Annotated in this window: 23 protein-coding genes; 14 read left to right on the top strand and 9 right to left on the bottom strand. The window is 65.6% G+C overall.

The window, feature by feature from the left end; all coding sequences use genetic code 11:
- The 3 genes from BraRD5C2_RS28760 to BraRD5C2_RS28750 form a co-directional block, all read left to right on the top strand.
- On the top strand, window positions 1-634 hold a 634-nt coding region (locus BraRD5C2_RS28760; protein WP_223974407.1), incomplete at its 5' end, for an SGNH/GDSL hydrolase family protein.
- Between the two features lie 265 nt (window positions 635-899).
- Complete coding sequence (glpK, locus tag BraRD5C2_RS28755; protein ID WP_223974405.1) at window positions 900-2,402, top strand: glycerol kinase GlpK; 1,503 nt, start codon at window positions 900-902, stop codon at window positions 2,400-2,402.
- Window positions 2,403-2,620: 218 nt separating this feature from the next.
- On the top strand, window positions 2,621-5,065 hold the full coding sequence (locus BraRD5C2_RS28750) for a penicillin acylase family protein (RefSeq protein WP_223974403.1): 2,445 nt from the start codon (window positions 2,621-2,623) through the stop codon (window positions 5,063-5,065).
- Window positions 5,066-5,258: 193 nt separating this feature from the next.
- Here the strand turns inward: BraRD5C2_RS28750 and BraRD5C2_RS28745 are convergent, their stop codons facing one another.
- Window positions 5,259-5,540, bottom strand: a complete 282-nt coding sequence (locus BraRD5C2_RS28745) for a hypothetical protein (RefSeq protein ID WP_223974401.1) — start codon at window positions 5,538-5,540, stop codon at window positions 5,259-5,261.
- Window positions 5,541-5,690: 150 nt separating this feature from the next.
- On the opposite strand from BraRD5C2_RS28745, the gene BraRD5C2_RS28740 reads away from it, so the two are divergent.
- From BraRD5C2_RS28740 to BraRD5C2_RS28715, 6 genes are all read left to right on the top strand, one after another.
- Window positions 5,691-6,287, top strand: a complete 597-nt coding sequence (locus tag BraRD5C2_RS28740; RefSeq protein WP_223974399.1) for a GNAT family N-acetyltransferase — start codon at window positions 5,691-5,693, stop codon at window positions 6,285-6,287.
- A 149-nt stretch (window positions 6,288-6,436) separates the two neighbouring features.
- The gene (locus tag BraRD5C2_RS28735; RefSeq protein WP_223974397.1) at window positions 6,437-7,063 is read left to right on the top strand and encodes a glutathione S-transferase family protein; all 627 of its coding nucleotides are present in this window, start codon (window positions 6,437-6,439) and stop codon (window positions 7,061-7,063) included.
- Between the two features lie 396 nt (window positions 7,064-7,459).
- On the top strand, window positions 7,460-8,875 hold the full coding sequence (thrC, locus tag BraRD5C2_RS28730) for a threonine synthase (protein WP_223974395.1): 1,416 nt from the start codon (window positions 7,460-7,462) through the stop codon (window positions 8,873-8,875).
- Window positions 8,875-10,164, top strand: coding sequence for a M16 family metallopeptidase (locus tag BraRD5C2_RS28725; RefSeq protein ID WP_223974394.1), 1,290 nt, complete (start codon window positions 8,875-8,877; stop codon window positions 10,162-10,164). Before thrC ends, BraRD5C2_RS28725 begins: the two co-directional genes overlap by 1 nt.
- A gap of 182 nt (window positions 10,165-10,346) precedes the next feature.
- Window positions 10,347-10,934: a GNAT family N-acetyltransferase gene (locus BraRD5C2_RS28720; RefSeq protein WP_021076543.1), complete on the top strand. Its 588-nt coding sequence runs from the start codon at window positions 10,347-10,349 to the stop codon at window positions 10,932-10,934.
- 177 nt (window positions 10,935-11,111) lie between these two features.
- Window positions 11,112-11,759 (top strand): hypothetical protein, encoded by a 648-nt coding sequence (locus tag BraRD5C2_RS28715; protein WP_223974392.1) that lies wholly within the window; start codon window positions 11,112-11,114, stop codon window positions 11,757-11,759.
- A 104-nt stretch (window positions 11,760-11,863) separates the two neighbouring features.
- Here the strand turns inward: BraRD5C2_RS28715 and BraRD5C2_RS28710 are convergent, their stop codons facing one another.
- From BraRD5C2_RS28710 to BraRD5C2_RS28690, 5 genes are all read right to left on the bottom strand, one after another.
- Window positions 11,864-12,349, bottom strand: a complete 486-nt coding sequence (locus BraRD5C2_RS28710; protein WP_223974391.1) for a F0F1 ATP synthase subunit B family protein — start codon at window positions 12,347-12,349, stop codon at window positions 11,864-11,866.
- A gap of 3 nt (window positions 12,350-12,352) precedes the next feature.
- Complete coding sequence (locus tag BraRD5C2_RS28705; protein ID WP_223974390.1) at window positions 12,353-12,919, bottom strand: F0F1 ATP synthase subunit B; 567 nt, start codon at window positions 12,917-12,919, stop codon at window positions 12,353-12,355.
- Window positions 12,920-13,034: 115 nt separating this feature from the next.
- Window positions 13,035-13,265 carry a F0F1 ATP synthase subunit C gene (locus BraRD5C2_RS28700; RefSeq protein ID WP_016847054.1) on the bottom strand — a complete coding sequence of 77 codons (231 nt, stop codon included), beginning with the start codon at window positions 13,263-13,265 and terminating at the stop codon, window positions 13,035-13,037.
- Window positions 13,266-13,320: 55 nt separating this feature from the next.
- A complete protein-coding gene (locus BraRD5C2_RS28695) occupies window positions 13,321-14,070 on the bottom strand; it encodes a F0F1 ATP synthase subunit A (RefSeq protein ID WP_223974389.1) in 750 nt (249 codons plus the stop codon).
- Window positions 14,071-14,142: 72 nt separating this feature from the next.
- Complete coding sequence (locus BraRD5C2_RS28690) at window positions 14,143-14,514, bottom strand: AtpZ/AtpI family protein (RefSeq protein WP_223974388.1); 372 nt, start codon at window positions 14,512-14,514, stop codon at window positions 14,143-14,145.
- A gap of 276 nt (window positions 14,515-14,790) precedes the next feature.
- Here BraRD5C2_RS28690 and BraRD5C2_RS28685 point away from each other — a divergent pair, with 276 nt between their 5' ends.
- The 3 genes from BraRD5C2_RS28685 to BraRD5C2_RS28675 all read left to right on the top strand — a co-directional run bounded on the left by BraRD5C2_RS28685 (window position 14,791) and on the right by BraRD5C2_RS28675 (window position 16,610).
- A complete protein-coding gene (locus BraRD5C2_RS28685) occupies window positions 14,791-15,414 on the top strand; it encodes a 2-hydroxychromene-2-carboxylate isomerase (RefSeq protein WP_223974387.1) in 624 nt (207 codons plus the stop codon).
- Window positions 15,415-15,445: 31 nt separating this feature from the next.
- Entirely contained in the window at window positions 15,446-15,955 is a 510-nt protein-coding gene (locus BraRD5C2_RS28680; protein ID WP_223974386.1) for a hypothetical protein, read from the top strand.
- A gap of 181 nt (window positions 15,956-16,136) precedes the next feature.
- Window positions 16,137-16,610 carry a secondary thiamine-phosphate synthase enzyme YjbQ gene (locus BraRD5C2_RS28675; protein WP_223974385.1) on the top strand — a complete coding sequence of 158 codons (474 nt, stop codon included), beginning with the start codon at window positions 16,137-16,139 and terminating at the stop codon, window positions 16,608-16,610.
- Window positions 16,611-16,717: 107 nt separating this feature from the next.
- On the opposite strand, the gene BraRD5C2_RS28670 is transcribed toward BraRD5C2_RS28675, so the two are convergent.
- Window positions 16,718-18,343 (bottom strand): MFS transporter, encoded by a 1,626-nt coding sequence (locus BraRD5C2_RS28670; RefSeq protein ID WP_374708056.1) that lies wholly within the window; start codon window positions 18,341-18,343, stop codon window positions 16,718-16,720.
- Window positions 18,344-18,697: 354 nt separating this feature from the next.
- Here BraRD5C2_RS28670 and BraRD5C2_RS28665 point away from each other — a divergent pair, with 354 nt between their 5' ends.
- Window positions 18,698-19,372 (top strand): response regulator, encoded by a 675-nt coding sequence (locus BraRD5C2_RS28665; RefSeq protein ID WP_223974381.1) that lies wholly within the window; start codon window positions 18,698-18,700, stop codon window positions 19,370-19,372.
- Window position 19,373: 1 nt separating this feature from the next.
- Here the strand turns inward: BraRD5C2_RS28665 and BraRD5C2_RS28660 are convergent, their stop codons facing one another.
- A complete protein-coding gene (locus tag BraRD5C2_RS28660; protein ID WP_223974380.1) occupies window positions 19,374-20,009 on the bottom strand; it encodes a helix-turn-helix transcriptional regulator in 636 nt (211 codons plus the stop codon).
- 94 nt (window positions 20,010-20,103) lie between these two features.
- Between BraRD5C2_RS28660 and BraRD5C2_RS28655 the strand changes: the two genes are divergently transcribed.
- Entirely contained in the window at window positions 20,104-21,510 is a 1,407-nt protein-coding gene (locus tag BraRD5C2_RS28655) for an MFS transporter (RefSeq protein ID WP_223974379.1), read from the top strand.
- 17 nt (window positions 21,511-21,527) lie between these two features.
- Here the strand turns inward: BraRD5C2_RS28655 and BraRD5C2_RS28650 are convergent, their stop codons facing one another.
- Window positions 21,528-25,037 carry a PAS domain-containing hybrid sensor histidine kinase/response regulator gene (locus BraRD5C2_RS28650; protein WP_223974378.1) on the bottom strand — a complete coding sequence of 1,170 codons (3,510 nt, stop codon included), beginning with the start codon at window positions 25,035-25,037 and terminating at the stop codon, window positions 21,528-21,530.
- Window positions 25,038-25,110 lie beyond the last annotated feature (73 nt).

Here is a 25,110-nt window from a genome sequence, read left to right as displayed (position 1 = left end):
CGTCATCATCGCGTTCGGCTCGTCCTCGACCCAGGGCTACGGTTCGTCGGCGCCGGAATTCACCTATCCGAGCCGGCTCGCCGCACAGTTGCGCCGGCAGTATCCGTCCGCCGACATCAGCGTGCTCAATCGCGGCAAGGGCGGTGAGGATGCACCCGAGATGATGAAGCGGCTGCAGACCGAAGTGCTCGACGTGCATCCCGACATGGTGATCTGGCAGGTCGGCACCAACGCGGTGCTGCGCAACCTCGATCCGACCGAGACCGCCAAGCAGGTCGAGGACGGCGTGGCGCGGCTGCAGGCGTCCGGCGCCGATGTCGTGCTGGTCGATCCGCAATATTCGCCGCGTGTCACCGAGCGCCCCGAGAGCGCACGCGGCATGGTGAAACTGCTCGGCCGCATCGCCGCGCTACGCCATGTCGGCATCTTCCCGCGCTTCGAGGTGATGCGCGACTGGCACGAGAAACAGGCGATCCCGATCGACGATTTCGTCATCGCCGACGGCCTGCACATGAACGACTGGGGCTACGCCTGCTTCGCCCAGTTGCTCGGCGACGACATCATCCGCTCGGTCGGCGCGATCAAAATCGGCGTCAACGTCCCCGGCGACGTCAGGACCTACCGGCCGATGTGATCGGGTCTAATCCGTCTCCGTCACCCTGAGGAGGCCGCGTAGCGGCCGTCTCGAAGGGTCGACGGCCCGACTGTGGCCGTGCATCCTTCGAGACGCGCTTCGCGCTCCTCCAGCGACAAAGGCGAAGCCTTTGCGCGGGGATGACGGGTCTGATTCCGTCGCGGGCTTTTGCCTCGACCATCCCGCCACACTCACCAGCAATCTTGACCTCGCCGCGGTAATCCGCTCCCTTGGCGCCTGTTACGACGCCTAAAGGGAAACGCTCATGTCTTTCGTGCTGGCCATCGATCAGGGCACCACATCGTCGCGCGCGATGGTGTTTCGCAGCGACATCTCCATCGCCGCGGTCGCGCAGCAGGAGTTTCCGCAACATTTCCCGGCCTCCGGCTGGGTCGAGCACGAGCCGGAGGACATCTGGACCTCGACCGTGATGGTGTGCCGAGAGGCGCTGGAGAAGGCCGGGTTGAAGGCGAAGGACATCGCCGCGATCGGCATCACCAATCAGCGCGAGACCACCGTGGTGTGGGACCGCGCCACCGGCCAGGCCGTGCATCGCGCCATCGTCTGGCAGGACCGCCGCACCGCCGACATCTGCGCCAAACTCAAGGCCGAGGGCCATGAGCCGGCGATCTCGGCCAAAACGGGATTGATCATCGACCCCTATTTCTCAGGCACCAAAGTCGCCTGGATCCTCGATCACGTGCCGGGCGCGCGCGAACGCGCCGAGCGCGGCGAGCTGCTGTTCGGCACCGTCGACTGCTATCTGTTGTGGCGGCTCACCGGCGGCCGGGTGCACGCGACCGACGCCACCAACGCCTCGCGCACGCTGCTGTTCAACATCCATACCGGGGCGTGGGACGACGACCTCATCGATCTCTTGCGCGTGCCGCGCTCGATGCTCCCCGAGGTGAAGGATTCCTCCGCCCGGTTCGGCGAGAGCACGGCTGATCTGTTCGGCGGCCCGATCGCGATCTCCGGCATCGCCGGCGACCAGCAGGCCGCGACCATCGGCCAGGCCTGCTTCGAGCCCGGCATGATGAAGTCGACCTACGGCACCGGCTGCTTCGCGCTGCTCAATACCGGCACCACGCCGGTCGCCTCGAAGAACAAGCTGCTCACCACGATCGCCTACCAGCTCAATGGCCAGCGCACTTACGCGCTCGAGGGCTCGATCTTCGTCGCCGGCAGCGCGGTGCAATGGCTGCGCGACGGGCTCGGCATCATCAAGCATGCCGCCGAGACCGGGCCGCTCGCCGATAAATCCGACTCGATGCAGAGCGTCTATCTGGTGCCGGCCTTCGTCGGCATGGGCGCACCCTACTGGAATCCGCGTGTCCGCGGCGCGTTGATCGGGCTGACCCGCAACACCGGCCCGGCCGAGATCGCGCATGCAACGCTGGAGAGCGTCTGCTACCAGACCTTCGACCTGTGGGCCGCGATGCGCACCGACTGGCCGGAGGCGAACGCCGCCAACACCGTGCTGCGCGTCGACGGCGGCATGACCGCATCGGACTGGACCATGCAGCGGCTCGCCGATCTGCTCAACGCGCCGGTCGATCGCCCGATGATCCAGGAGACCACGGCGCTAGGGGCGGCCTATCTTGCCGGCCTCGAGGCCGGCGTCTATCCGGAGCCCGCGAAATTCGCTGACAATTGGCGGCTCGAACACCGCTTCAGGCCGGCGATGAGCGAAGCCACGCGCGACCGCAAGCTCGCCGGCTGGGCCCGCGCGGTGAAGGGCGTGCTGGCGAGCGACGAGGGGGAGTAGTGAATTCGTGCGGCAGCCTCGCTGCACCTTTCCCGCTTGCGGGGGAGGCCGCATTGCATCGCAGATGCAATGCGGGTGGGGGCTCTCTCCACGCAATGGCTAGTCCTATCGCGGCGACACCCCCACCCCAACCCTCCCCCCGCAAGCGGGAGAGGGGGTGCAGTGCCGCTGCGGCTGAAGACGTCTCATAACCAATAACAACCATCGGGAGAAACAACATGAACACGGATATCAACCGCGTCGCGAAACTAGTCACCGCCGCGATCTGCACCGCGTGGTTCGCCGCGCCGGCCGTGGCGCGCGAGAAGGCAAGCCCGCTTGTGGCGGCGCGCGAAGTCAAGACCGACGTCGCCGGGCTGAAGGCGCCGGGCCAGATCCTGGTCGACGTCTGGGGCATCCCGCACATCTATGCCGGCAACGAGCACGACCTGTTCTTCCTGCAAGGCTTCAGCGCCGCGCGCGATCGGCTCTGGCAGATCGATCTCTGGCGCAAGCGCGGGCTCGGCCTCTTGGCGAAGGATTTCGGCCCCGCCTATGCCGAGCAGGACAAGGCGCTGCGTCAGTTCCTCTATCGCGGCGACATGAATGCGGAATGGGCCGCCTATGGTCCGAAGGCGAAAACCTATGCGGAGGCCTTCGTCGCCGGCGTCAACGCCTATGTCGCCGACGTCAAGGCGGGCAAGCGGCCGCTGCCGATCGAGTTCAGGATCGCGGGCACGATGCCGGACCTGTGGTCGGCGGAGGATGTGGTGCGGGTCCGCAGCCACGGCCTCACGCGCAACGTCGCCTCCGAAGTGAAGCGGGCGCTAGTTGCCTGCGCCGCCGGCCTCGATGCCGATCGCTTCCGCGTCAAGCTCGAACCCACCTGGACCACCAAGATCCCCGATGGGCTCGACCCGTGCAGCGTGCCGAAGGGCGTGCTCGCGGCCTACGACCTCGCCACGCGCCCGGTGAAGTTCGCCGCGCCCAAGGACCAGAAGGCGGCGCTGGCGCATGATCCTGACACATACTTGGCCGAGGCCGATCAGCAGCGCGACACCATCGGCTCCAACAATTGGGTGATCGCCGCATCGCGCACCGCGACCGGACGGCCGATCCTCGCCAACGATCCGCATCGCGAGCACTCGGTGCCGTCGCTGCGCTACATCGTCGGCCTCAACGCGCCCGGCATCTCCGTGATCGGCGCCGGCGAACCGGCACTGCCGGGCATCTCGATCGGCCACAACGACACCATCGCGTTTGGCCTCACCATCTTCAACGTCGACCAGGAAGACCTCTACGTCTACGAGCTCAACCCTGACAATCCGAACCAGTACCGCTACGGCACCGGCTGGGAGGATATGCGCATCGTGCACGAGAAGGAGGCGGTGAAGGGCGAAGCCGACCGCGACCTCGAGCTGAAATTCACCCGCCATGGTCCGGTGATCTTTGTCGACGCCGACAAGAAGCACGCGTTCGCCGTGCGCTCGATCTGGTTCGAGCCGGGCACCTCGGCCTATTTTGGCTCGTCCGACTACATGACCGCGAAGAGCTGGACCGGCTTCCTCGGCGCGATGCGGCGCTGGGGCGCGCCGTCGGAGAACCAGGTCTATGCCGACACTAGCGGCAATATCGGCTGGGTTGCCGCCGGCAGGACGCCGCGCCGCACCACCTTCGACGGCCTGATGCCGGTGCCCGGTGATGGCCGCTACGAGTGGCAGGGTTTTCTGTCGCTCGACGAGCTGCCGAAGCAGTACCAGCCGAAGCAGGGCTTCATCGCCACCGCCAACCAGATGAACCTGCCGGCGGATTATCCGGTCAATGAGCGCCGGGTCGGCTTCGAATGGTCCGACAGCGCGCGCTGGCAGCGCATCACGGAGGTCTTGCAGGCCAACAGCAAGGTGACGCTGGCGGATGCGATGGCGTTGCAGAACGACGACACCGGCATGCTCGCGCGGCGCCTCGTCGCGCTGCTGAAGCCGCTGTCGTCCGACGATGCAAATGTGAAGAAGGGCCTCGATCTCCTGAAGGCGTGGGACGCGCGCGACGCTGAGGACAGCGCCGCGGCCGCGGTCTACGAGGTCTGGATCGCAAACCATCTCGGCCCGGTGCTGCTCAAGACCACGGCGCCGAAGGCGGCCGAACTGATCGCGCCGGAAGCCTCCAGCATCTCCGCCATCGTCGATTATCTCGAAAAGCCCGACGCAGCGCTCGGCAGCGATCCGGCCGGCGGACGTGACCGCGTGCTGCGCGACAGCCTCGGCGAGGCCGTTGCCGACGTCGCCGGCAAGCTCGGGGGCGATGCGTCGACGTGGCGCTGGGGCCGCCTGCATGTCGCCAAGTTCGATCACGCGCTGATGCCGCTCGCCGACAAGGCGACCGCGGCGCAGATGTCGGTCGGCCCGCTCGCCTATGGCGGCGCCGCCAACGTGCCGCGCGCCGCCACCTATCGCCGCTCCGACTATCATCTCACCGCGGGCGCTTCGTTCCGCATGGTGCTCGATGTCGGCAACTGGGATGCGAGCCGCACCATCAACACGCCCGGCCAATCCGGCGATCCCTTCAGCGGCCACTACCGCGACCTCGCCCCGCTCTGGGCCACCGGCCAATATGTCCCGCTGCTCTACAGCCGCCCGGCCGTGGAAGCCGCAACCGCCGAGGCGATCTCGCTGACGCCGAGGTGACGGCGCTGGGGCCAAAGTAAGCAAGGCGGCGGCCCAAAACTCTACGTCGTCCCGGCGGAGGCCGGGACCCATAACCACCGATGCCAATTGTCCTTGCGCGCTGGGGCCACAGCGCGCTTGAGCAACCCGATCCTGTGGTTATGGGTCCCGGCCTTCGCCGGGACGACATCGAATATGGGGTGACGTCGCGCGCTTACTTCGCCTGCTTCTCCTGCACCTCCAGCATCGCGCGCAGCGTGTCGTCGCTGAGCTTGCCGTTCGGTGACGGCATGCGCCGCTCGACCGTCTCGACCGGGCGCGCGTGTTGCGGAAGCACCGGAGCGCTGCGCACCGCTGCGCCGTCCTCGATGTCCGCGGCCTCATCAGCAGCGCTCGCGCCATAAGCGTAGCCGATGCCGCGCCGGCGCCGCGTGGGCTTCGCCTTCGGTGGCGGCGGCGTATAGATGATCGGCGGCAGCGTGTGATGGCGCGACACGGTCGTTGCTCGGGTGGCCTTGCGACATGGAGCGCTTGATTCGCCAAAGCACCGACTGACAAATCGGTAACATTGTTACGCCGCGTTGCATTGCATCTGCCGCGACATGCGGATATTTCCCGCCGATCGAATGGAAACAAAGGTCGCGCGATGCTGCTGCCCGACGGTTATTCCGACATCCCCCACGGCAAGATCGCCGCTGTCGTCACGCATCTGGAAATGACCGAGCGTCCGCCGCGGCGCGACGATCCGCCGGGCGCGTGGCGCCTGCGCAAGGTCGAGCCGCCGGCGCTCGACTGGTACCGCGATCTCTACCGCCGCGTCGGCGAGCAATGGCTGTGGTTCACCCGCACGGGGCGGCTCGATGACGCCGATCTCGGCGGGCGGATTCATGCGCCCGGCGTCGAGCTCTACGGGCTGGTCGTCGACGGCGGAGATGAAGGCCTGCTCGAACTCGACTTCAGCGTATCAGGCGAATGCGAGCTGCTCTATTTCGGCGTCACCGCAAAGTTCATCGGCACCGGCGCCGCGCGCTTCCTGATGAACCGCGCGCTCGAGATCGCCTGGTCGCGCGACGTCAGTCGCGTCTGGGTGCACACCTGCACCTTCGATCATCCCTCCGCGATCGCGTTCTACCAGCGCTCCGGCTTCCGTGCGTTCAAGCGGCAGGTCGAGGTGGCGGATGATCCCAGGCTCGACGGCAAACTGCCGCGCGATGCGGCGCGGCATGTGCCGGTGATTGGATAGTCAGACCGGATCATGATCCGGTTGCAACGCGGCGCAAGCCATCTAGGATGGTGCAAAGCGCAACCTCTGACCCGGCTTGGCCGCCCGACCTTCGAAAGCCCTGCTTTCGCGGGCTGTGGCCTGCCGCGGCATGACCGACGAGATGACGGATGTTTTTGATCGGCCAGTACGACTCGCCCTTTGTCCGCCGCACCGCGATCGCGCTGCGGCTCTATGGATTGCCGTTCGAGCACAAGCCGTGGTCGACCTTCGGCGATGCGGAGAAGGTTGCGGCGTACAATCCGGTGCGGCGGGTGCCGACGCTGGTGCTCGATGACGGCGAGGCGCTGATCGAGAGCGGTGCGATCCTGGATTATCTCGACGAGCTGGTCGGGCCGGAGCGGGCGATGATTGCGCGCTCAGGGCCCGCGCGGCGCAGCCATCTGCGCATCGCGGCGCTGGCGACCGGGCTCGCCGACAAGGCAGTGAGCCTTGTCTACGAGCGCGTGCTGCGCAAGGAGCAGCTGAAGCTCTGGGTCGAGCGCTGCGAGGCGCAGATTGCGGGCGTGCTCGCGGTGCTGGAGCAGGAGCGCGCGGCGGTGCTGGCGCCGTACTGGCTGGGCGATCGCATCGGTCATGCCGATATCGCGGTGGCTTGCGCGCTGCGCTTCGCCGGCGAGGCGCATCCGCATCTGTTCGATGCACGCTATCCGGCGCTGCAGGCCCACACCGCGCGCTGCGAGGCGCTGCCGCCGTTTCAGGAGATCGTGCAGCCGCTGGCGCCGCCGAGCGGTTAGGGACGAATACTGGATCACCCGCGTGCGCTTTAACGGGTGATGACACCGGGCTTGCTCCGGATCGTGCAACACACTCAACGTCGTCCTGGCGCAAGCCAGGACCCATTACCCCGAATCTCAATTGTTGCGCGACCCTGGGGCCACGATCCCGGTCATCACCGAATGCGGTGGTTATGGGTCCTGGCTTTCGCCAGGACGACGGTTGTGAATGCGGCGCTGGCGGTGGGTCGCGGGCGACGCCACTCACCACTCCGCACGCCCCCGAGGCGCGCGCTTCGGGCTACCCATTGTTGGTCCGATCTTCTATGGTGAACCATATCGGATCGCATGCGGCGAACTCGATAAATCCACGATATCAAAGGCTTAAGGCTCTAATCGAAGCCTTTGGAGGGCGGTTTGACGCGGTATATTTCGACCCGGGGTGAGGCCCCGGTGCTTGGCTTCTGCGATGTGATGCTGACCGGGCTTGCCCGTGACGGCGGGCTTTACATGCCCGAGACCTGGCCGCAATTGTCGTCCGAGACCATCGCTGCTTTCTTCGGCCGTCCCTATTGGGAGGTCGCGGTCGAGATCATCCGACCGTTTGTCGCCGGCGAGATTTCCGACGCCGAGCTCGGCCGCATGGCGAACGAGGCCTATGCCACCTTCCGCCATCCCGCCGTGGTGCCGCTCGACCAGGTCGGGCCGAACCAGTTCCTGCTCGAGCTGTTCCATGGGCCGACGCTGGCATTCAAGGACGTCGCGATGCAGCTGATCTCGCGGCTGATGGATCACGTGCTGGCCAAGCGCGCGCAGCGCACCACCATCGTGGTCGCAACCTCGGGCGATACCGGCGGCGCCGCGGTCGAGGCCTTTGCCAATCTCGACAATGTCGACCTGGTGGTGCTGTTCCCCAACGGGCGTATCTCCGAGGTGCAGCGCCGCATGATGACGACGACCGGTGCTTCCAACGTCCATGCGCTGGCGATCGAAGGCACGTTCGACGATTGCCAGGCGCTGGTGAAGGAGATGTTCAACAACCATCGCTTCCGCGACCAGGTGGCGCTGTCGGGCGTCAACTCGATCAACTGGGCGCGCATCGTGGCGCAGGTGGTGTATTATTTCACCTCGGCGGTTGCGCTCGGCGCGCCGCAGCGGACTGTGGATTTCACGGTGCCGACCGGCAATTTCGGCGACATCTTCGCGGGCTATGTCGCCAAGCGCATGGGGCTGCCGATCCGCTGGCTGCGGATTGCCGCCAACGTCAACGATATCCTGCCGCGCACGCTGAAGACCGGAAACTACGAGGTGCGCGAGGTGCACGCGACGGCGTCGCCGTCGATGGACATCCAGGTGTCCTCGAATTTCGAGCGGCTATTGTTCGAGGCCAGTGGCCGCGACGCCGATCAGGTGCGCCGCCTGATGGCCTCGCTGAAGCAGTCCGGCCGCTTCGTGCTGCCGGATGCGACGCTGGCTGCGGTGCGCCGTGATTTCGACGCCGGCCGCGCCGACGAAACCGAGACGGCGGCCGCGATCCGTGCCGCCTGGCGCGAGGCCGGCGATCTCGTCGATCCGCACACCGCGGTGGCGCTTGCGGTCGCCGACCGCGACACCTCGGACTCCAAGATACCGAACATCGTGCTGTCGACCGCGCATGCGGCCAAATTCCCCGATGCGGTCGAGGCGGCCTGCGGGGTGCGCCCGCAATTGCCGGCCTGGCTCGGAAGCCTGATGACGAAATCCGAACACATGACGGTCATGAAGAATGATTCCGCCGAGGTCGAGCGCTTCGTGCTGTCGGTCAGCCGTGCCGCCAAGCAGGGAGTTGCCTGATGAGTGTTGAAATCACCAAGCTGCCGAGTGGCCTGACCGTCGTCACCGACACCATGCCGCATCTGGAGACTGCGGCGCTTGGGGTTTGGGCCGGGGTCGGCGGGCGCGACGAGAAGCCGAACGAGCACGGCATCTCGCATCTTCTGGAACACATGGCGTTCAAGGGCACCGCGCGACGGTCCTCGCGCGAGATCGTCGAGGAGATCGAGGCGGTCGGCGGTGACCTCAATGCCGGGACCTCGACCGAGACCACGGCCTATTACGCCCGGGTGATGAAGGCGGACGTGCCGCTGGCGCTCGACGTGCTCTCCGACATCCTCGCCAACCCGTCCTTCGTGCCGGACGAACTGGAGCGCGAGAAGAGCGTCATCGTGCAGGAGATCGGCGCGGCCCAGGATACGCCCGACGACGTCGTGTTCGAGCACCTCAACGAACTCTGCTATCCGGACCAGCCGATGGGGCGCTCGCTGCTCGGCACCGCCAAGACGCTGAAGGCCTTCAACCGCGACACGCTGCGCGGCTATCTGTCGACGCATTACCGCGCCCCGGACATGGTGGTCGCTGCCGCCGGCGCCGTCGATCACAAGCGCGTCGTCGAGGACGTCGCCGAGAAATTCGCGAGCTTCGACGCCACGCCGGCGCCGGCGCCGCAGCCTGCGATGTTCGGCAAGGGCGGCTCGCGGGTGGTGCATCGCGAACTCGAGCAGGCGCATCTGACGCTGGCGCTCGAAGGCGTGCCGCAGACCGACCTGTCGCTGTTCTCGCTGCAGGTCTTCACCAACACGCTCGGCGGCGGGATGTCGTCGCGGCTGTTCCAGGAGGTGCGCGAGAAGCGCGGGCTGTGCTACTCGATCTACACTTTCCACGCCCCCTACACCGACACCGGTTTCTTCGGCCTCTACACCGGGACCGATCCCGCCGACGCGCCGGAAATGATGGAAGTCATTGTCGACGTCATCAATGACGCGGTGGAAACCCTGACCGAGGCCGAGGTCGCCCGCGCCAAGGCGCAGATGAAGGCCGGCCTGTTGATGGCGCTGGAAAGCTGTTCATCCCGGGCCGAGCAACTGGCACGCCATGTGCTAGCCTATGGCCGGCCGCAGACGGTGGAAGAGCTGGTGGCGCGGATCGACGCGGTCTCGGTCGAATCGAGCCGCAACGCCGCCCGCGCGCTGCTGTCGCGCAGCCGGCCCGCCGTCGTTGCACTCGGTAGCGGCAGGGGTCTGGACACGGCGGTGTCTTTTGCGGAAGGATTGACGAAGTCGAAGGCAAAGACGCTGCTGCATTAGGTTTTGGGTTCACCTGGCTCCGCGCTTGCGGGGAGGGGTCGAAGTCGAAGGCTTCGGGTGAGGGATCGAGCCGCAGATCGAGGCTGCGGAAAGGGCTCCTCACCCCGACCCTCTAAGAGCGAGCTTTGCTCGTCTCGACCCCGCAAACGCGGGACGAGGGTGAGGTCGGGGAGTGTTGGGCCATGGCCCTGTTTCGTTTGCCGTCCGGTGGACCGGCTGCACTGATGCCGCGGGGGCACGGGCTTTTGCTGCGTGCGCCGCAGATGTCGGATTTCCCGCAATGGGCGCAGTTGCGCGAGTTCAGCCGCGCCTATCTGACGCCATGGGAGCCGATCTGGCCGTCCGACGACCTGACCCGCGCCGGCTTCCGCCGCAGGTTGCGCCGCTACAGCGAGGATATCGCCGCCGACCGTTCCTATCCGTTCATCATCTTCCGCGAATCGGACGGGGTGATGATCGGCGGTATCACGCTCGCCAATGTCCGCCGCGGCATCGTGCAGGCCGGCACGATCGGCTATTGGGTCGGCCTGCCGCACGCCCATCGCGGCTACATGACGACGGCGTTGCGGGTGCTGCTGCCCTCGCTGTTCGGCGAGCTCAACCTGCATCGCATCGAGGCGGCCTGCATTCCCTCCAATGCGTCGTCGATCCGCGTGCTGGAGAAGTGCGGCTTCACCCGCGAGGGCCTGGCGCGGCGCTATCTCTGCATCAACGGCATCTGGCAGGACCACCTGCTGTTCGGCCTGCTGCACGAGGATTTCCGCGGTTGAATCTTGGGCCAATGGCTGATGGCGGGCGCATCCGAGCCGTTTCAGGATGCTTTCAGCGTGCCCTTGCAACATGCCTTTGCAACATGCCATCTCGACATGCCTTGGGTTCGCCGCCATTGGCTTGCTATAACGCCCGCGAAACGGGGAACTCTGGTTTGGGGGCTTTAGGGACATCGCATGGGTGACAGGGTGATCAGGTTCGCGCTCGCGGCGGCGGTATCGATCGGTCTCGGTGCCACCCTGCTGCCGGAGGCCAGCTCGGCGCAGTCGCTGAGCGACCGCTTCAAGAGCCTGTTCGGCGGCGGTTCGTCCGATTCGAAGCCGGCGACGGCGGCGGCACCGCAGCCGCTCAACGATGCCGACGCCGGGCTGACCTGCCCGCCGGTGCAGATCCGCTCCGGGGCCTCGACCTATTCGGTGGCCGTGGACGGCAAGGAAGCGGTCGGCAACGACGTCAAATTCCTGGCCTCGATCACGCGCACGGCGCGGGAATGCAATCTCAACAGCGGCCAGATCACGGCCAAGATCGGTATCCAGGGGCGGATCATCGTTGGCCCCCAGGGCGCGCCGCCGACCATCCAGGTGCCGCTGCGCGTCGCCGTGGTGAAGGGCGGCGTCGGCGAGAAGACCATCGCCACCAAGGCCTACACCACCACGGTGCAGATGGACGACAGCGGCAGCGTGCCGTTCAGCCTGGTCGCCGAGGATGTCGTCTATCCGGCGCCGTCGGCCGCGGAGAACGACGATTACATCTTCTATATCGGCTTCGATCCGCAGGCGCTGAAGCCGGAGCCCAAGGCCCGCGCGCCAAAGAAGAAGCACTAGCGCCGGCCGTGACGCGGCCGCTGGCATAAGAAGCAGCAGGAACAAAGAAAAAGGCCGGCGCGATGATCTCGCGCCGGCCTTTTCCGGAAGGAAGTGTGATCGCGTCAGTTCAGCTTGGAGCGGACTTCGGCGATGCCCTTGCCGACGAGGTCGTCGGCAACCGAGCCCTTGACCGACTGCGACAGGATGGTCGAGGCGGCGGTCACGGCGGCGTTGGCCGCGGCGGCGCGTACATCGGCCACCGCCTGTGCCTCGGCCTGGGCGATCTTGCCCTCGGCGGTCTTGGTCCGCCGGGCGACAAAATCTTCCATCTTGGTCTTGGCTTCAGCCGCGATCCGTTCGGCTTCGGCCTTGGCGTTGGCGATGATGTCGGCGGCCTCGCGCTCCGCGCTGGCGCGGCGCGCCTTGTATTCGCCGAGCAGCTTGTTGGCCTCGTCCTTCAGACGGCGGGCGTCCTCGAGCTCGGCCTTGATGCGCTCGGCACGATGATCGAGCGCCGTCAGCAGGGTGCGATGGACGCCGAGATAGCCGAACACGACCAGCAGAATGACGAAGGCGATCGCAACCCAGGTTTCCGGTTCGTAAAACATCGTCTATCCCTTCAGCGACGCGTCGACGGCGCTGTTGACCGCATTCGCGTCCGGCGTGACGCCGGCGAGTTGCTGGACGATGGCGCCGGCCGCATCCGCCGCGATGCCGCGGACGTTGCTCATGGCGTTGGTCCTCGTCGTTGCGATCTGCTTCTCGGCGTCGGCGAGCTTGACCGCCAGTTTCTCTTCCAGCGCCTTGCGCTCGACTTCCGAGGCCGCGTTCAGCTTCTCGCGGGTCTCGTTACCGATCGCCTGCGCGTTGGAGCGCGCATTCGCCAGCTCGGTTTCATAGGCCTTCAGCGCCGCGTCGGACTCGTCCTTCAGCTTCTGCGCCTCCGCCAGATCGCCCTCGATCTTGTTCTGGCGTGCATCGATCGTCCCGCCGACGCGCGGCAGTGCGAAACGCGACACGATCAGATAGAGCGCGACAAATGCAATCGCCAGCGACACCAGCTGCGAAGCGTAATTGGAGGAATCGAACGGCGGAAAGGCTCCGCCGTGATGTCCGCCATCGGCCTCGGTGTGGGCGCCGGCATTCTGGCCTTTTGCCTCGCCATGACTCTCAGCCACGGTGTTCTCCTGTTGCTGTCATGCGCGCCGCCCTTTGGGACGACCTTTGGGCGGCGCGAAGGGGTTACCGCGAGAGCGGAACCGGGTTGCCGCTAAAGCGGAACCGGGGTGCCGCTCAGAGCGGAACGAACAGCAGAAGCAGCGCGATCAGCAGCGAGAAGATGCCGAGCGCTTCGGTCACGGCGAAGCCGAAGATCAGGTTGCCGAACTGGCCCTGAGCGGCCGAGGGGTTACGCACCGCAGCGGCGAGGTAGTTGCCGAAGATGATGCCCACGCCGACGCCCGCACCGCCCATGCCGATGCACGCGATGCCCGCGCCGATAAGTTTTGCTGCTGCCGGTTCCATTTGTAGCTCCTTGAGAAAGATAGACAGATTGGTGGGTGGAGATTCCCCGGACCGCTTAGTGTCCCGGATGAATGGCGTCGTTGAGGTAGATGCAGGTCAGGATCGCGAACACGTAGGCCTGCAGGAATGCGACCAGCAGTTCGAGCGCGTACAGCGCGACCGTGAGCGCCAGCGGCAGCACGCCGCCGAACCAGCCGAGCGCGCCCAGCGAGAAGCCGAGCATCGCGACGAAGCCCGCGAACACCTTGAGCGCGATGTGGCCGGCCAGCATGTTGGCGAACAGACGAACGCTGTGCGAGACCGGCCGCAGGAAGAACGACAGGATCTCGATGAACATGACCAGCGGCAGGATGTAGATCGGAACGCCGGAGGGGACGAAGATCTTGAAGAATTTCAGGCCGTTCTTGTAGAGGCCGTAGATCAGGACGGTGAAGAACACCAGCAGCGCAAGGGCTGCGGTGACGATCAGGTGGCTCGAGATCGTGAAGGTGTAGGGGATCACGCCGACCAGGTTCGAGACGCACAGGAACATGAAGAGCGAGAAGATCAGCGGGAAGAACTTCATGCCTTCCGAGCCGGCCGTGCTGCGAATCGTCGACGCGACGAACTCGTAGGAGATTTCGGCGACCGACTGCAGCCGTCCTGGAACCAGTTCCCGGCCGCTCGCCAGCATCAGGAGCGCGATCAGCAGCACCGCGATGAGCATGAAGAGCGACGAATTGGTGAAGGCGATCGTATGATTGCCGATGTGGCCCAGCGTGAAGAGGGGCTCGATATTGAACTGGTGGATCGGGTCGATTTTCATCCGCGCGGCTCTTGGTCCACCGGCCATCGTGCCGGTAATCGAATTTCAAATGTCGTGACTTCCCGCCAGCGCTCAGCGCTTGCCCGAGGCCACGCCCGCGGACCTCACCACGTTGACAACGCCGGCGACGAAGCCGAGCAGCGTTAACACGATGAAGCCGAATGGCGACGTCGACAGCAAACGGTCGAATCCCCAGCCAATCGCCGCTCCGACGGCAACGCCCGCGATCAGCTCCGAGGAAAGACGAAAACCGAGCGCCATCGCCGAAGCTCTGGCGGCACTGTCCCCGCTTTCAGTACCGGATTGATCAGTCTTGCTCCTGCGGCTGTCGCGAATTTCTGACAACCGATGATCGAGACTTCCGAGCCTTGCGGAAAGCGCAGCTTCGTCAGGAGGCGAATGATCGCGACTTCCACCTGCGCCGTCGTTGGTGTTCTCAGCCATGCTGCAAACACTAACCGAAGCCGCGGATGATGGAAATTGCGCCCGTCCCCGTCAAAAGCCGCGCGGACCATACTTACCGCGTCTAATCAAGTCAAGATTGCGTCGTAACCAGTTATTGCTTTGATTCTGCTGGATTTATTTGAAGATATTCAAGGTCAGAGTGACGCAGTGTTCGCAGTGCAACAGCTTGTATGCTGTGAAGCGATGTTGCGCGGCATTTCCCGCTCTGCTGGGATCGCTGAAAGTCCTCATCCTCTTGCGCAATCAAGGTTCCGCATGTCACGCCAGATCGATTACTACTTCTCGCTGCAATCCCCCTGGGCCTATATCGGTCACAAGCCCTTCGTGCGGCTCGTAAGCGCTTACGATCTCAAGGTAAATTACCGGCCCGTGCTGCTGGTCGATTTGTTCTCGAAGACCGGCGGGTTGCCGCTCGCCCAGCGCCATCCGGTGCGCCAGCGCTACCGGATGATCGAGTTGCAGCGCTGGCGCGACAAGCGCGGGCTGAATTTTCACCTGCAGCCGGCCAACTGGCCGTTCAATGGGCGGCTTGCCGATGGCGTCGTGATCGCGATGCTCGAGGCAGGCCTCGATCCCGAGCCGTTTTTGCAACGCGCCTATCCCGCGGTGTGGGAGCTCGAGCTCAACCTTGCCGATGCTGCGACGCTGGTGAAGCTCGCCGACGATGCAGGCTTGCCTGGCCGGCAGTTGGTGGAGCGCTCGGGCTCGGATGCGATCAGCGCGGCCTATGAGCAGAATCGCCAGACTGCATTGGACGCCGGCGTGTTCGGCTCGCCGGGCTATGTGCTCGATGGCGAGGTGTTCTGGGGTCAGGACCGGATCGAATTGCTCGAGGACGCGTTGAAGTCAGGCCGCAAGCCCTATAGCTCTGTGGTCTAGGGGCAGGAGTCAGGTTGAGGCGGAGCAAGCCATGCCCATCGCGATGTCATCTTCGAAATTGTCCATCGCAATCGTTGCCATCCTGATCTCAAGTGGCGCCGCGCTCGCGCAAACCGCGCCCGATACCGAGAACGGCCGCTACGCGCTGTCGCCGGCCGGCGATGGCTTCCTGCGGCTCGACACCCGCACCGGCGCGGTGTCGACCTGCACCAATTCCAGCGCCGGCTGGGCCTGTTACATGGTGCCGGACGAGCGCGCGGCGCTGGATGCCGAGATCGGGCGGCTGCAGGCCGACAATGACAGACTGAAGGGCGAGCTCGCCGCGCGTGCGCCATCGGCCAAGACCGACGAGGCGTTGCCGAAATCGGATTCGTTGAAGAAGGCTGAGCCGAAGGTCGCCGAGGGCGAGCGCAAGATCGAGATTCCGCTGCCGAGCGACCGCGACATGGATCGCATGATGTCGTTCGTGGAGCGGGCCTGGCGGCGGCTGATCGAGATGGCCAACCGCGTGCAGCGCGACGTCAATGGCGGCAAGATTTGATACGGCGTTTGCAACATCCACGGTGTCGTCCCGGCGAAAGCCGGGACCCATAACCACCGAAGCGTATTGGTTACAAAGGATATCCACTCCGAGTCTTTGAACGTGAGGGGCCGCGGAGTATGGGTCCCGGCCCCGTGCGCAATTGCGCACCAGGCCGGGACGACGAGTTGAGAGACTGCAGATGAGCTCATCGAAGCAAACGTCGCGCTCGGCACCATCCTCGGTCGCGGCGACCAGCATCGTGTCGTCGCGCCTGACGGTCGAAACGTCCGGCGCCGGCTTCACCGACATCACGCGCGAGGTCGCAAAATTCCTGCGCGAGGTGGGTGCCGGCGAGGGCGCGGTGACCCTGTTCATCCGTCACACCTCGGCCTCGCTGACGGTCCAGGAGAATGCCGATCCGACCGTGCTGGTCGATCTGATGACGGCGCTCGATCGCGTGGCGCCCGAAGACGGCGGCTGGCGTCACGACACCGAAGGTCCCGATGACATGCCGGCGCATATCAAGACCATGCTGACGGCGACCTCGCTGCAGGTCCCGGTGCTCGATGGCGAGATGGCTCTCGGCACCTGGCAGGGCATCTATCTGATCGAGCATCGCGCCCACCCACACCGGCGCGAGATCGTGCTGCAATTCATCGGCGCCACGCGCTGACGGGTTGTACCTCGCTTCCAAGGCCTGGTTTTCAGGCTCTGGCTTCCAAAACGACATCGGCCGCGGATCGCTCCGCGGCCGATGCATTTTGATTACGGTGTCGACCGTCAGGTCTTGGTGATGTCGACGTCCTTGGTTTCCGGAATGAACAGCGCGCCGACCACGACCGTGATTGCCGCGAAGATGACCGGATACCAGAGACCGGAGTAGATATCGCCGGTCGAGGCTGTGATCGCGAACGCAGTCGCCGGGAGCAGGCCGCCGAACCAGCCGTTGCCGATATGATAGGGCAGCGACATCGAGGTGTAGCGGATGCGGGTCGGGAACAATTCGACCAGCATGGCGGCGATCGGGCCGTAGACCATGGTGACGTAGAGCACCAGGATGAACAGCAGCCCGATGACCGAGGCCACCTGCGGACGGAAGACGTCGAACGGGTTCGACATCTTCACGATCCCGGCGTCACCCACCTTCGGATAGCCCGCCGCCTGCACCGCCGCGAGGATTGCGGGGTTCGACGTCTTGGCGTCCGTGTACGGCACTTCCTTGTCGTTGACGGTGACCTTCACCGGCGAGCCGGCCGGGCCCGGTACGGTGGAGTACTTCACCGACGACTGGGCGAGGAAGGCGCGGGCGGTGTCGCAGGGTGCCGTGAAGACGCGGGTGCCGACCGGGTTGAACAGATCGCCGCAGCCCGCGGGATCCGCAACCACCTGCACCTTGACCGTCTCATAAGCCTTTTCCAGCGCCGGGTTGGCGTTGGTCGTGATCATCTTGAAGATCGGGAACAAAGTGAGTGCGCCGATCAGGCAGCCGGCCAGGATGATCGGCTTGCGGCCGATCTTGTCCGACAGCGCGCCGAACACCAGGAAGAAGCCGGTGCCGAGCAGCAGCGACCAGGCGATCAGGAGGTTGGCGGTGTAACCGTCGACCTTCAGGATCGATTGCAGGAAGAACAGCGCGTAGAACTGACCCGTGTACCAGATCACCGCCTGGCCCATGGTCAGGCCGAGCAGGGCGAGGATCACGATCTTGGCGTTGCTCCAGGTCCCGAAGGCTTCGGTCAGCGGCGCCTTGGAGGTCTTGCCTTCGTCCTTCATCCGCTGGAACACCGGCGATTCGTTCAGCCGCAGACGGATCCAGACCGAGATGCCGAGCAGCAGCACGGACACAAGGAACGGAATGCGCCAGCCCCAATCGGCGAAGTCCTTCTCGCCGGTGAAGGTTCGCGTGAACAGGATCACCAGCAGCGACAGGAACAGTCCGAGCGTTGCCGTGGTCTGGATGAACGAGGTGTAGTAGCCGCGCTTGCCCTGTGGCGCGTGCTCGGCGACGTAGGTCGCCGCACCGCCGTACTCACCGCCGAGCGCGAGGCCCTGCAACAGGCGCAGCGAGATCAGGATGATCGGCGCCGCGATGCCGATGGTCTTGGCGCTGGGCAACAGGCCGACGATGAAGGTCGACAGGCCCATGATCAGGATGGTGACCAGGAAGGTGTATTTGCGGCCGACGATGTCGCCGACCCGGCCGAACACAATGGCGCCGAACGGACGCACCAGGAAGCCCGCGGCAAAGGCCAGCAACGCGAAGATGTCGCGCGTCGCCGGCGGATAGTCGGAGAAGAACTGCGCGCCGATGATGCCGGCCAGTGAACCGTAGAGATAGAAGTCGTACCATTCGAACACGGTGCCGAGCGACGACGCCAGGATGACGAAACGCTCATCCTTCGTCATGCCGGCGGGCCGCGCCGAAGTTGCAGTCATAGTGGACATTTGGATTGCTCCCCCCGAATTATTGCTGCCATGCTCGCCCCCGGCTGGCGGGTTAGGTCCGAATGGACCTTAGGCTTAAGTCGAGGGTAACATCGCAGTGAAACCCGTCCCAATAAGACTTTTGGCTTTTACACGCTTGAACTTATCTTTGCAGGCGTGAGCTGGATGGAACGTCCCCGCGTGCGTCTGTTGCGGCGCACAAGCTTGGCGGGTTAACTGAGTTGGCATCTGGTATTATCAAGGGCTTGCGTGATACTGCCACGCGGGCGACAACCGAACGGCGCGGGCTTCCCAAAGCCCGCTTGTGGGACTGAGATGACTGCTGCTGCCAATACTCATCTTGTCATCGCCGACGACCATCCGCTGTTCCGCGATGCGTTGCGTCAGGCGGTGTCCAGCGTCGTGAGTTCGGCCACCATCAGCGAGGCCGGATCGTTCGAGGACCTGACCGCGCTGTTGGAACGGGACTCCGAGGTCGACCTGATCCTGCTCGACCTGAGCATGCCGGGGATCAGCGGCTTCTCCGGCCTGATCTATCTGCGGGCGCAGTATCCGGCGATTCCTGTGGTCATCGTTTCCGCCAGCGACGATGTCGGAACCATTCGGCGCTCGCTCGATTTCGGCGCCTCCGGTTTCATCCCCAAGCGCTTCGGCGTCGAGACGCTGCGTGACGCCATCATGAAGGTGATGGAGGGCGACGTCTGGGTTCCGCCGGACACCGATCTGTCGGCGGCCGGCGATCCCGACATGACGCGGCTGCGCGACCGTCTGGTGACGCTGACCCCGCAGCAGGTGCGGGTGCTGATGATGCTGTCCGAGGGGCTGCTCAACAAGCAGATCGCCTACGAGCTCGGCGTCTCGGAAGCGACCATCAAGGCTCATGTCTCGGCCATCCTGCAGAAGCTCGGCGTCGAAAGCCGCACCCAGGCCGTGATCGCCGCCGCCAAGATCGCCGGCGGCCAGTGGCGCCAGGGCACGCCGTCGAGCTGAGTTACGCGGCCGGCACGACCCGGTACGCGCAGCGCCGCGCACCGGCCAGGATGTGATCGACGCGCTCGACCACGACGTCGCTGCCCAACACCGCGCGAAACACAGCAAGTTCGGAGCGGCAGAGGCCCTGACAGGCAGCCGCCGCTGCGCAGATCGGGCAGTGGTTCTCGATCAGCAGGAATCCGCCGGCGTCCTTGACCACGCTCGCCATATAGCCTTCCCGGCTCCGGATCCGAGCGAGCGCCGTGAGCCGCTGTCGGAGTGAGCCCTCGGTTCCGACTGCCTTCCGGTAGTCGGCAATGCCGGCGCGTTCGCGATGCGCGATCAGCGTCTCCAGGCCGTGCTCGCCAAACACCTCACGCATCGATCGCAACAGATCCAGCGTGAGGTCGGAATGGCGGTCGGGGAAGCGCGCGTGGCCGCCCGCCGTCAGACGCCAATATTTGCGCGGCCGCCCGCGGCCTTCGCGTTCATCGCCGCTTTCGACGAGGCGAGCTGCTTCGAGCTTGAGCAGGTGCTGGCGCGCGCCGGCAGGCGTCATGTCGAGGCGCGCGCCGATGCCGGCGGCGGTCTGCGGGCCGCGGGTCTTCAGTTCGAACAGGATGCGATCCTGGCTGTTTATGTCGTCTTGACCCATCGGCCTATTTTAGAAACAAGATACTATCTAAAATAACCGGAAATCGCCGCCGCGTGCAACTGCCTTGGCGCCAGTCCGGAAGGAGAACTCCGACATGGAGCAACAACAAGTCCGCGCGGGGTGGCGATCGCTCCTCAAGCGCGAATGGATCCCGACACTGGCCGTCCTGCTCGGCGGTGTGCTGCTGCAATCCATGAACGTGCTGATGTTGACGACGGTGCTGCCGTCGATCGTCGGCGAACTCGGTGGTGTCAGCATGCTGAGCTGGCCGACCACGGCCTATCTGGCGTCCTCCATCGTCGCGGCGAGCTGCGTTGGTGTGCTCTCCACCGCGCTCGGCGCCCGGCAGGTCTACTGCGTCGGCGTTGCGATCTTCGGCGTCGGCGCCGTGCTGTGTTCGCTGGCCCCCGCGATGGGCTGGATCGTGGCCGGCCGGCTGATCCAGGGATTCGGCGGCGGCCTCGAGGCTGCCGTCGCCTATGTGCTGGTGCGCGGCACGTTTCCCGAGCAGATGTGGTCGCGAACCATCGCGCTGATGTCGACGAGCTGGAGCATGTCGGTGCTGATCGGCCCGCTGGTCGGTGGGTTGTTCGCGCATTTCGCGAGCTGGCGCGGCGCCTTTGTCGCCAGCGCCGCAACGGCCGCCGTGCTGGCGATCGCTGCCTTCTTCGTGCTGCCGCCGGTCACGGCGGCGCAGCGCGCGTCGCCGGCGCGCTTGCCGCTCGGCCGTGTCGCGCTGATCTGCCTTGCCATCGCCGCGACGTCGGCCACCTCTGCTGCCGGATCGTCCTTGCTGAAGCTCGGCCTGATCGTCACGGCGATCGTCTCGTTTGTCACGATGATCCGGCTCGATCGTCTGGCGTCACCCCGGCTGCTGCCTAGTGACGCGTTCTCCTGGCGCACCGGCACCGGCGTCGGGCTTTGGCTCGCGCTGCTGCTTTGCATTACTTTCAGTCCGTTGCAGATCTACGTGCCGATGTTCCTGCAGCAGCTGCACGGCTTCGATCCGCTCTCGGCCGGCTTCACGGTCGCCTGCGCGTCGCTGGGCTGGAGCGCCGCCTCGCTGCTGACGGCCGGCGTCTCGGCCCGCCGCGCGGACCGCTTGATGCTGACCGGTCCTGTGATCATGGCAGCTAGTCTTGTCGCGATCGGCTGGCTCGGTCCAAACGGCGCGGCGTCCATCATCCTGCTGGTCGTGGCGATCGCGCTGCTGGGAGCCGGTATCGGCCAGTGCTGGCCGCTCGTCGCACATCGCATCATGGACAGTGCCAAGGCAGGCGACGAGGTGGTCGCGGCCTCGTCGGTGCCGACCATCCAGCAGATGGGCTTTGCGTTCGGCGCGGCGATCGCTGGCCTGATCGCGAATGCCAGCGGCCTGTCGGCTGCGATTGCCGACGCGACGATGGCACGCGCCGCCTTCTGGGTGCCGGCGAGCTTCGTGGTGCCGGCCATGCTCGCCCTCGCCGCCGGGCTCCGCCTGCGGGCGCTGCGCAGGCCGTAAGCCGGCCGGTCTTAAGGCTACTCCGCCGCCACCATCTGCTGGGTGCGCCATTGTCCGAGCAGCGCGCGCAGCGAGGCCGGCTTCACGGGCTTGTTCAGCACCGCGATATTTTCCTCGCGCGCGGCCAGACGCACCGCGGGGCTGCGATCGGCGGTGATCAGGATCGCCGGAATGCCGTCGCCGAAGCGGCGGCGGATCTCGCGGATCGCGGCGACGCCGTTGCCGCGGTCGAGGTGATAGTCGACCAGCACGCCGGTGACGCGGCCGCCGGCGGCCTCGATCGCGCTGATCGCGCCGTCGGCATCGAGCACCGCGATCACTTCGGCGTCCCACGCCGTCAGCAGCGTCTTCATGCCGTCGAGAATGGCGGGATCGTTCTCGATGCAGACGATCAGCGAGCCGCTCATCGGCGTCTTCGACAGCGGCGTGGCGGTGGTGACGGCCGCGGTATGGTTCACGGCGGTCGCGACCGGCACGGTGACCGAGAACGCCGAGCCGCCGCTCACATTGGCCGAAATCGCGATGCGGTGGTTGAGCACGCGCGCCAGCCGCTCGACGATCGACAGGCCGAGGCCGAGGCCGCGGGCGATCCGGGCGCCTTGCTCGAGGCGATGGAATTCCTTGAAGATCTCGCCGCGCTTCTGCACGGGAATGCCGACGCCGGTATCGAAGATGCTGATCTGGAGTGTGTCGCCGCGGCGGCGGCAGCCGATCAGCACGCGGCCGCGCGGGGTATATTTGATCGCGTTGGAGATGAAGTTCTGCAACAGCCGGCGCAGCAGCGAGCGGTCGGATTCGACCGGCAGCGAGCAGGCGATGAAGCGCAGATCGAGGCCCTTGTCGCGGGCGATCGGCATGAACTCGATCTCCAGCGAGCGCATCAAATCGGCCATCCGGAAGCTCGTGATCGCCGGCGTCATGGCGCCGGCATCGAGCCTGGAGATATCGAGCAGCGCGCCCAGGATGTCCTCGATCGCCTCGAGCGAGTCGTCGATGTTCTCGACCAGGCGCGAATCCTCGCCACCGTTCTGGCGCTCGACGAGGCTCGTGACATAGAGCCGCGCCGCGTTGAGCGGTTGCAGGATGTCGTGGCTGGCCGCCGCGAGGAAGCGGGTCTTGGAGGCGTTGGCGTCTTCTGCGATGCCCTTGGCCAGCGCGAGCTCCGAGTTCAGCCGGGTCAGCTCCTCGGTGCGGTCGCGGACGCGCTTTTCCAGCGTCGCATTGGCGCGCTCCAGCGCCTCTGCGGCCTCGAAGCTCGGCGTGACGTCGGAGAAGGTGATGACGAGCCCGCCACCCGGCATGCGGTTGGCCCGCACCTCGATCACCAGATGGCGATCGGCAAAGCGTTCCAGATAGGGCTCGCCCTCGGTGGTGTAGGCGCGCAGCCGCAATTGCAGCAGGTTGTTGCTGTCACCGGCCGGCGGCGGGCTGATCGCGCCCATGAATTCGAGGATCTCGGGCAAGGGGATGCCGAGTTGCACCAGATGCGGCGGCAGCGCGAGCAGTTCGGAGAACTGGCGGTTGGAGCAGATCAGCTGCAGATCGGCGTCGAACACCGCGATGCCCTGGCGCACGTGATTGAGCGCGGTCTGCAGGATCTCGCGGTTGAAATGCAGCGCGGCGTGCGAATCGTCGAGCAACTTCAGCGCGGCCTTGGCCGACACCGTCCGCCGCTGCAGCAGCAGCGACATCACGAGGCGCGAGGACGCTGCCCCGATCGAGGAGGCGATCAGCCGCTCGGCGTGCTGCAGCAGCTCGAAATCGGCCGGCGCCGATGCCAGCAGCACGATATTGCGGTCGAGGGCGAATGCCGCGAACGCCTCGCGGGTGCGGTCGGGGCCGAGATATTGCGTCACCGTGCTCTCGATGTCCTGCACCGTCACCGTGGTGCGCCACCGCCGGAAGCTCGGTGCGATCGGGGCCAGTGCGTTGGGCACGAACACGTCGGCCTGCAACAGCTCGATCGAGGACGGCGCGCGCGCCAGGGAGAACAAGACGTAGGTGATGATGTTGAGCGCAAGGCTCCACAGCACGCCGTGCAGCAGCGGCGGCAAATCGGCGCCGAACAGCGCCTGCGGCCGCAGCGCCTCGATCCCGAACGGCCCATGCTGCAGCAGCATCAGGCCGGTGGTCGAGTTTTCCAGGAAGCTCGGGATGAACAGCGTGTAGAGCCACATCGCGAAGCCGACCAGCATGCCCGCCATGGCGCCGCGTGCGGTGGCGCGGCGCCAGAACAGCCCGCCGAAGAACGCCGGCGCGAGCTGGGTGATCGCGGCAAAGGACAGCAAGCCGATTGCGACCAGCTGGGTGTTGCCGAGCGCGCGATAGTAGAAATACGCCAGTACCATGATGGCGAAGATCGAGAAGCGGCGCGCCTTCAGGAGGAAGTCGCCAAAGTCCTTCTGACCGGTGCGGGCGTCGTCGCTGCGCGGCAGCACCAGCGGCAGCACGATGTCGTTGGAGACCATGATCGACAGCGCGACGCATTCGACGATCACCATCGCGGTCGCCGCCGAAAGTCCGCCGACGAACACCGCGAGGCTGAGCAGTTGCGCATTGCCCTCGATCGGCAGCGCCAGCACGAACATGTCGGCATCGACGGCGCCGAACGGGAAGATGACGAGGCCTGCGATCGCGATCGGAATCACGAAGATATTGATGACGATGAGATAGAGCGGGAACAGCCAGCGCGCCCGGGTGACTTCGCCCGGCGTCGAATTCTCGACCACGCTGACATGGAACTGGCGCGGCAGCAGCATGACCGCGCAGAACGATAGCAGCGTCATGATCAGGAAGTTGCCGATCGACGGCACATATTCGATCGCGCGCACCGCCTCCGGCGTCTTCAGGGCGCGCTCGTAGAGCTCGACAGGTGAGAACATCCAGAAGGTGACGAAGGCGCCGGCGGCGATGAAGGCGACCAGCTTGACGATGGATTCGGCGGCGATCGCCAGGATCAGTCCGTGCTGGTGCTCGGTCGCGTCGGTGTGGCGGGTGCCGAACAGCACCGCGAACACCGCCATCGCCAGCGTCACCATCAGCGCGATGTCGCCGATGATCGGGATTTTCGAGAACGCCTGGTCCTCGCTCAGGATGGTTTCCAGCGATGAGGCCATCGCCTTGAGCTGCAGCGCGATGTAGGGCACCGAGCCGATGATCGCGATCAGCGCCACGGTGGCCGCGACCGCCTGGCTCTTGCCGTAGCGCGCGGCGATGAAGTCGGCGATCGAGGTGATGTTCTGCGACTTGGCGAGCGCGATGACGCGGCGGAGCAGCGGCGTGCACAGCCCGATCATCACGATCGGGCCGACATAGATCGCCAGGAAGTCGACGCTGGTGCGGGTGGCGAAGCCGACCGAGCCGAAGAAGGTCCAGGAGGTGCAGTAGATCGCGAGCGACAGCGGATAGATCCACTGGCTGGCGCGGCCGCGCGCCCCCGCCGACCTCCGGTCGCCGCGGCTGGCAATGAAGAACAACAATCCGATGTAGGCGAACGCCGTGGCGATGACGCCCCAGTCGTGCAGCATCGCTGCTCATCTCCTGTCCCGGCCGCTGGGAGGGCCGGGTGCCAGGATTATAACGCAAAGGGCCGGCGGTGCG

Source organism: Bradyrhizobium sp. RD5-C2, assembly GCF_019972155.1.
In the GTDB taxonomy this organism is placed as follows: domain Bacteria; phylum Pseudomonadota; class Alphaproteobacteria; order Rhizobiales; family Xanthobacteraceae; genus Bradyrhizobium.
The sequence above is the reverse complement of the archived record's forward strand: the minus strand, read 5'-3'. Positions and strand labels throughout refer to the sequence as shown.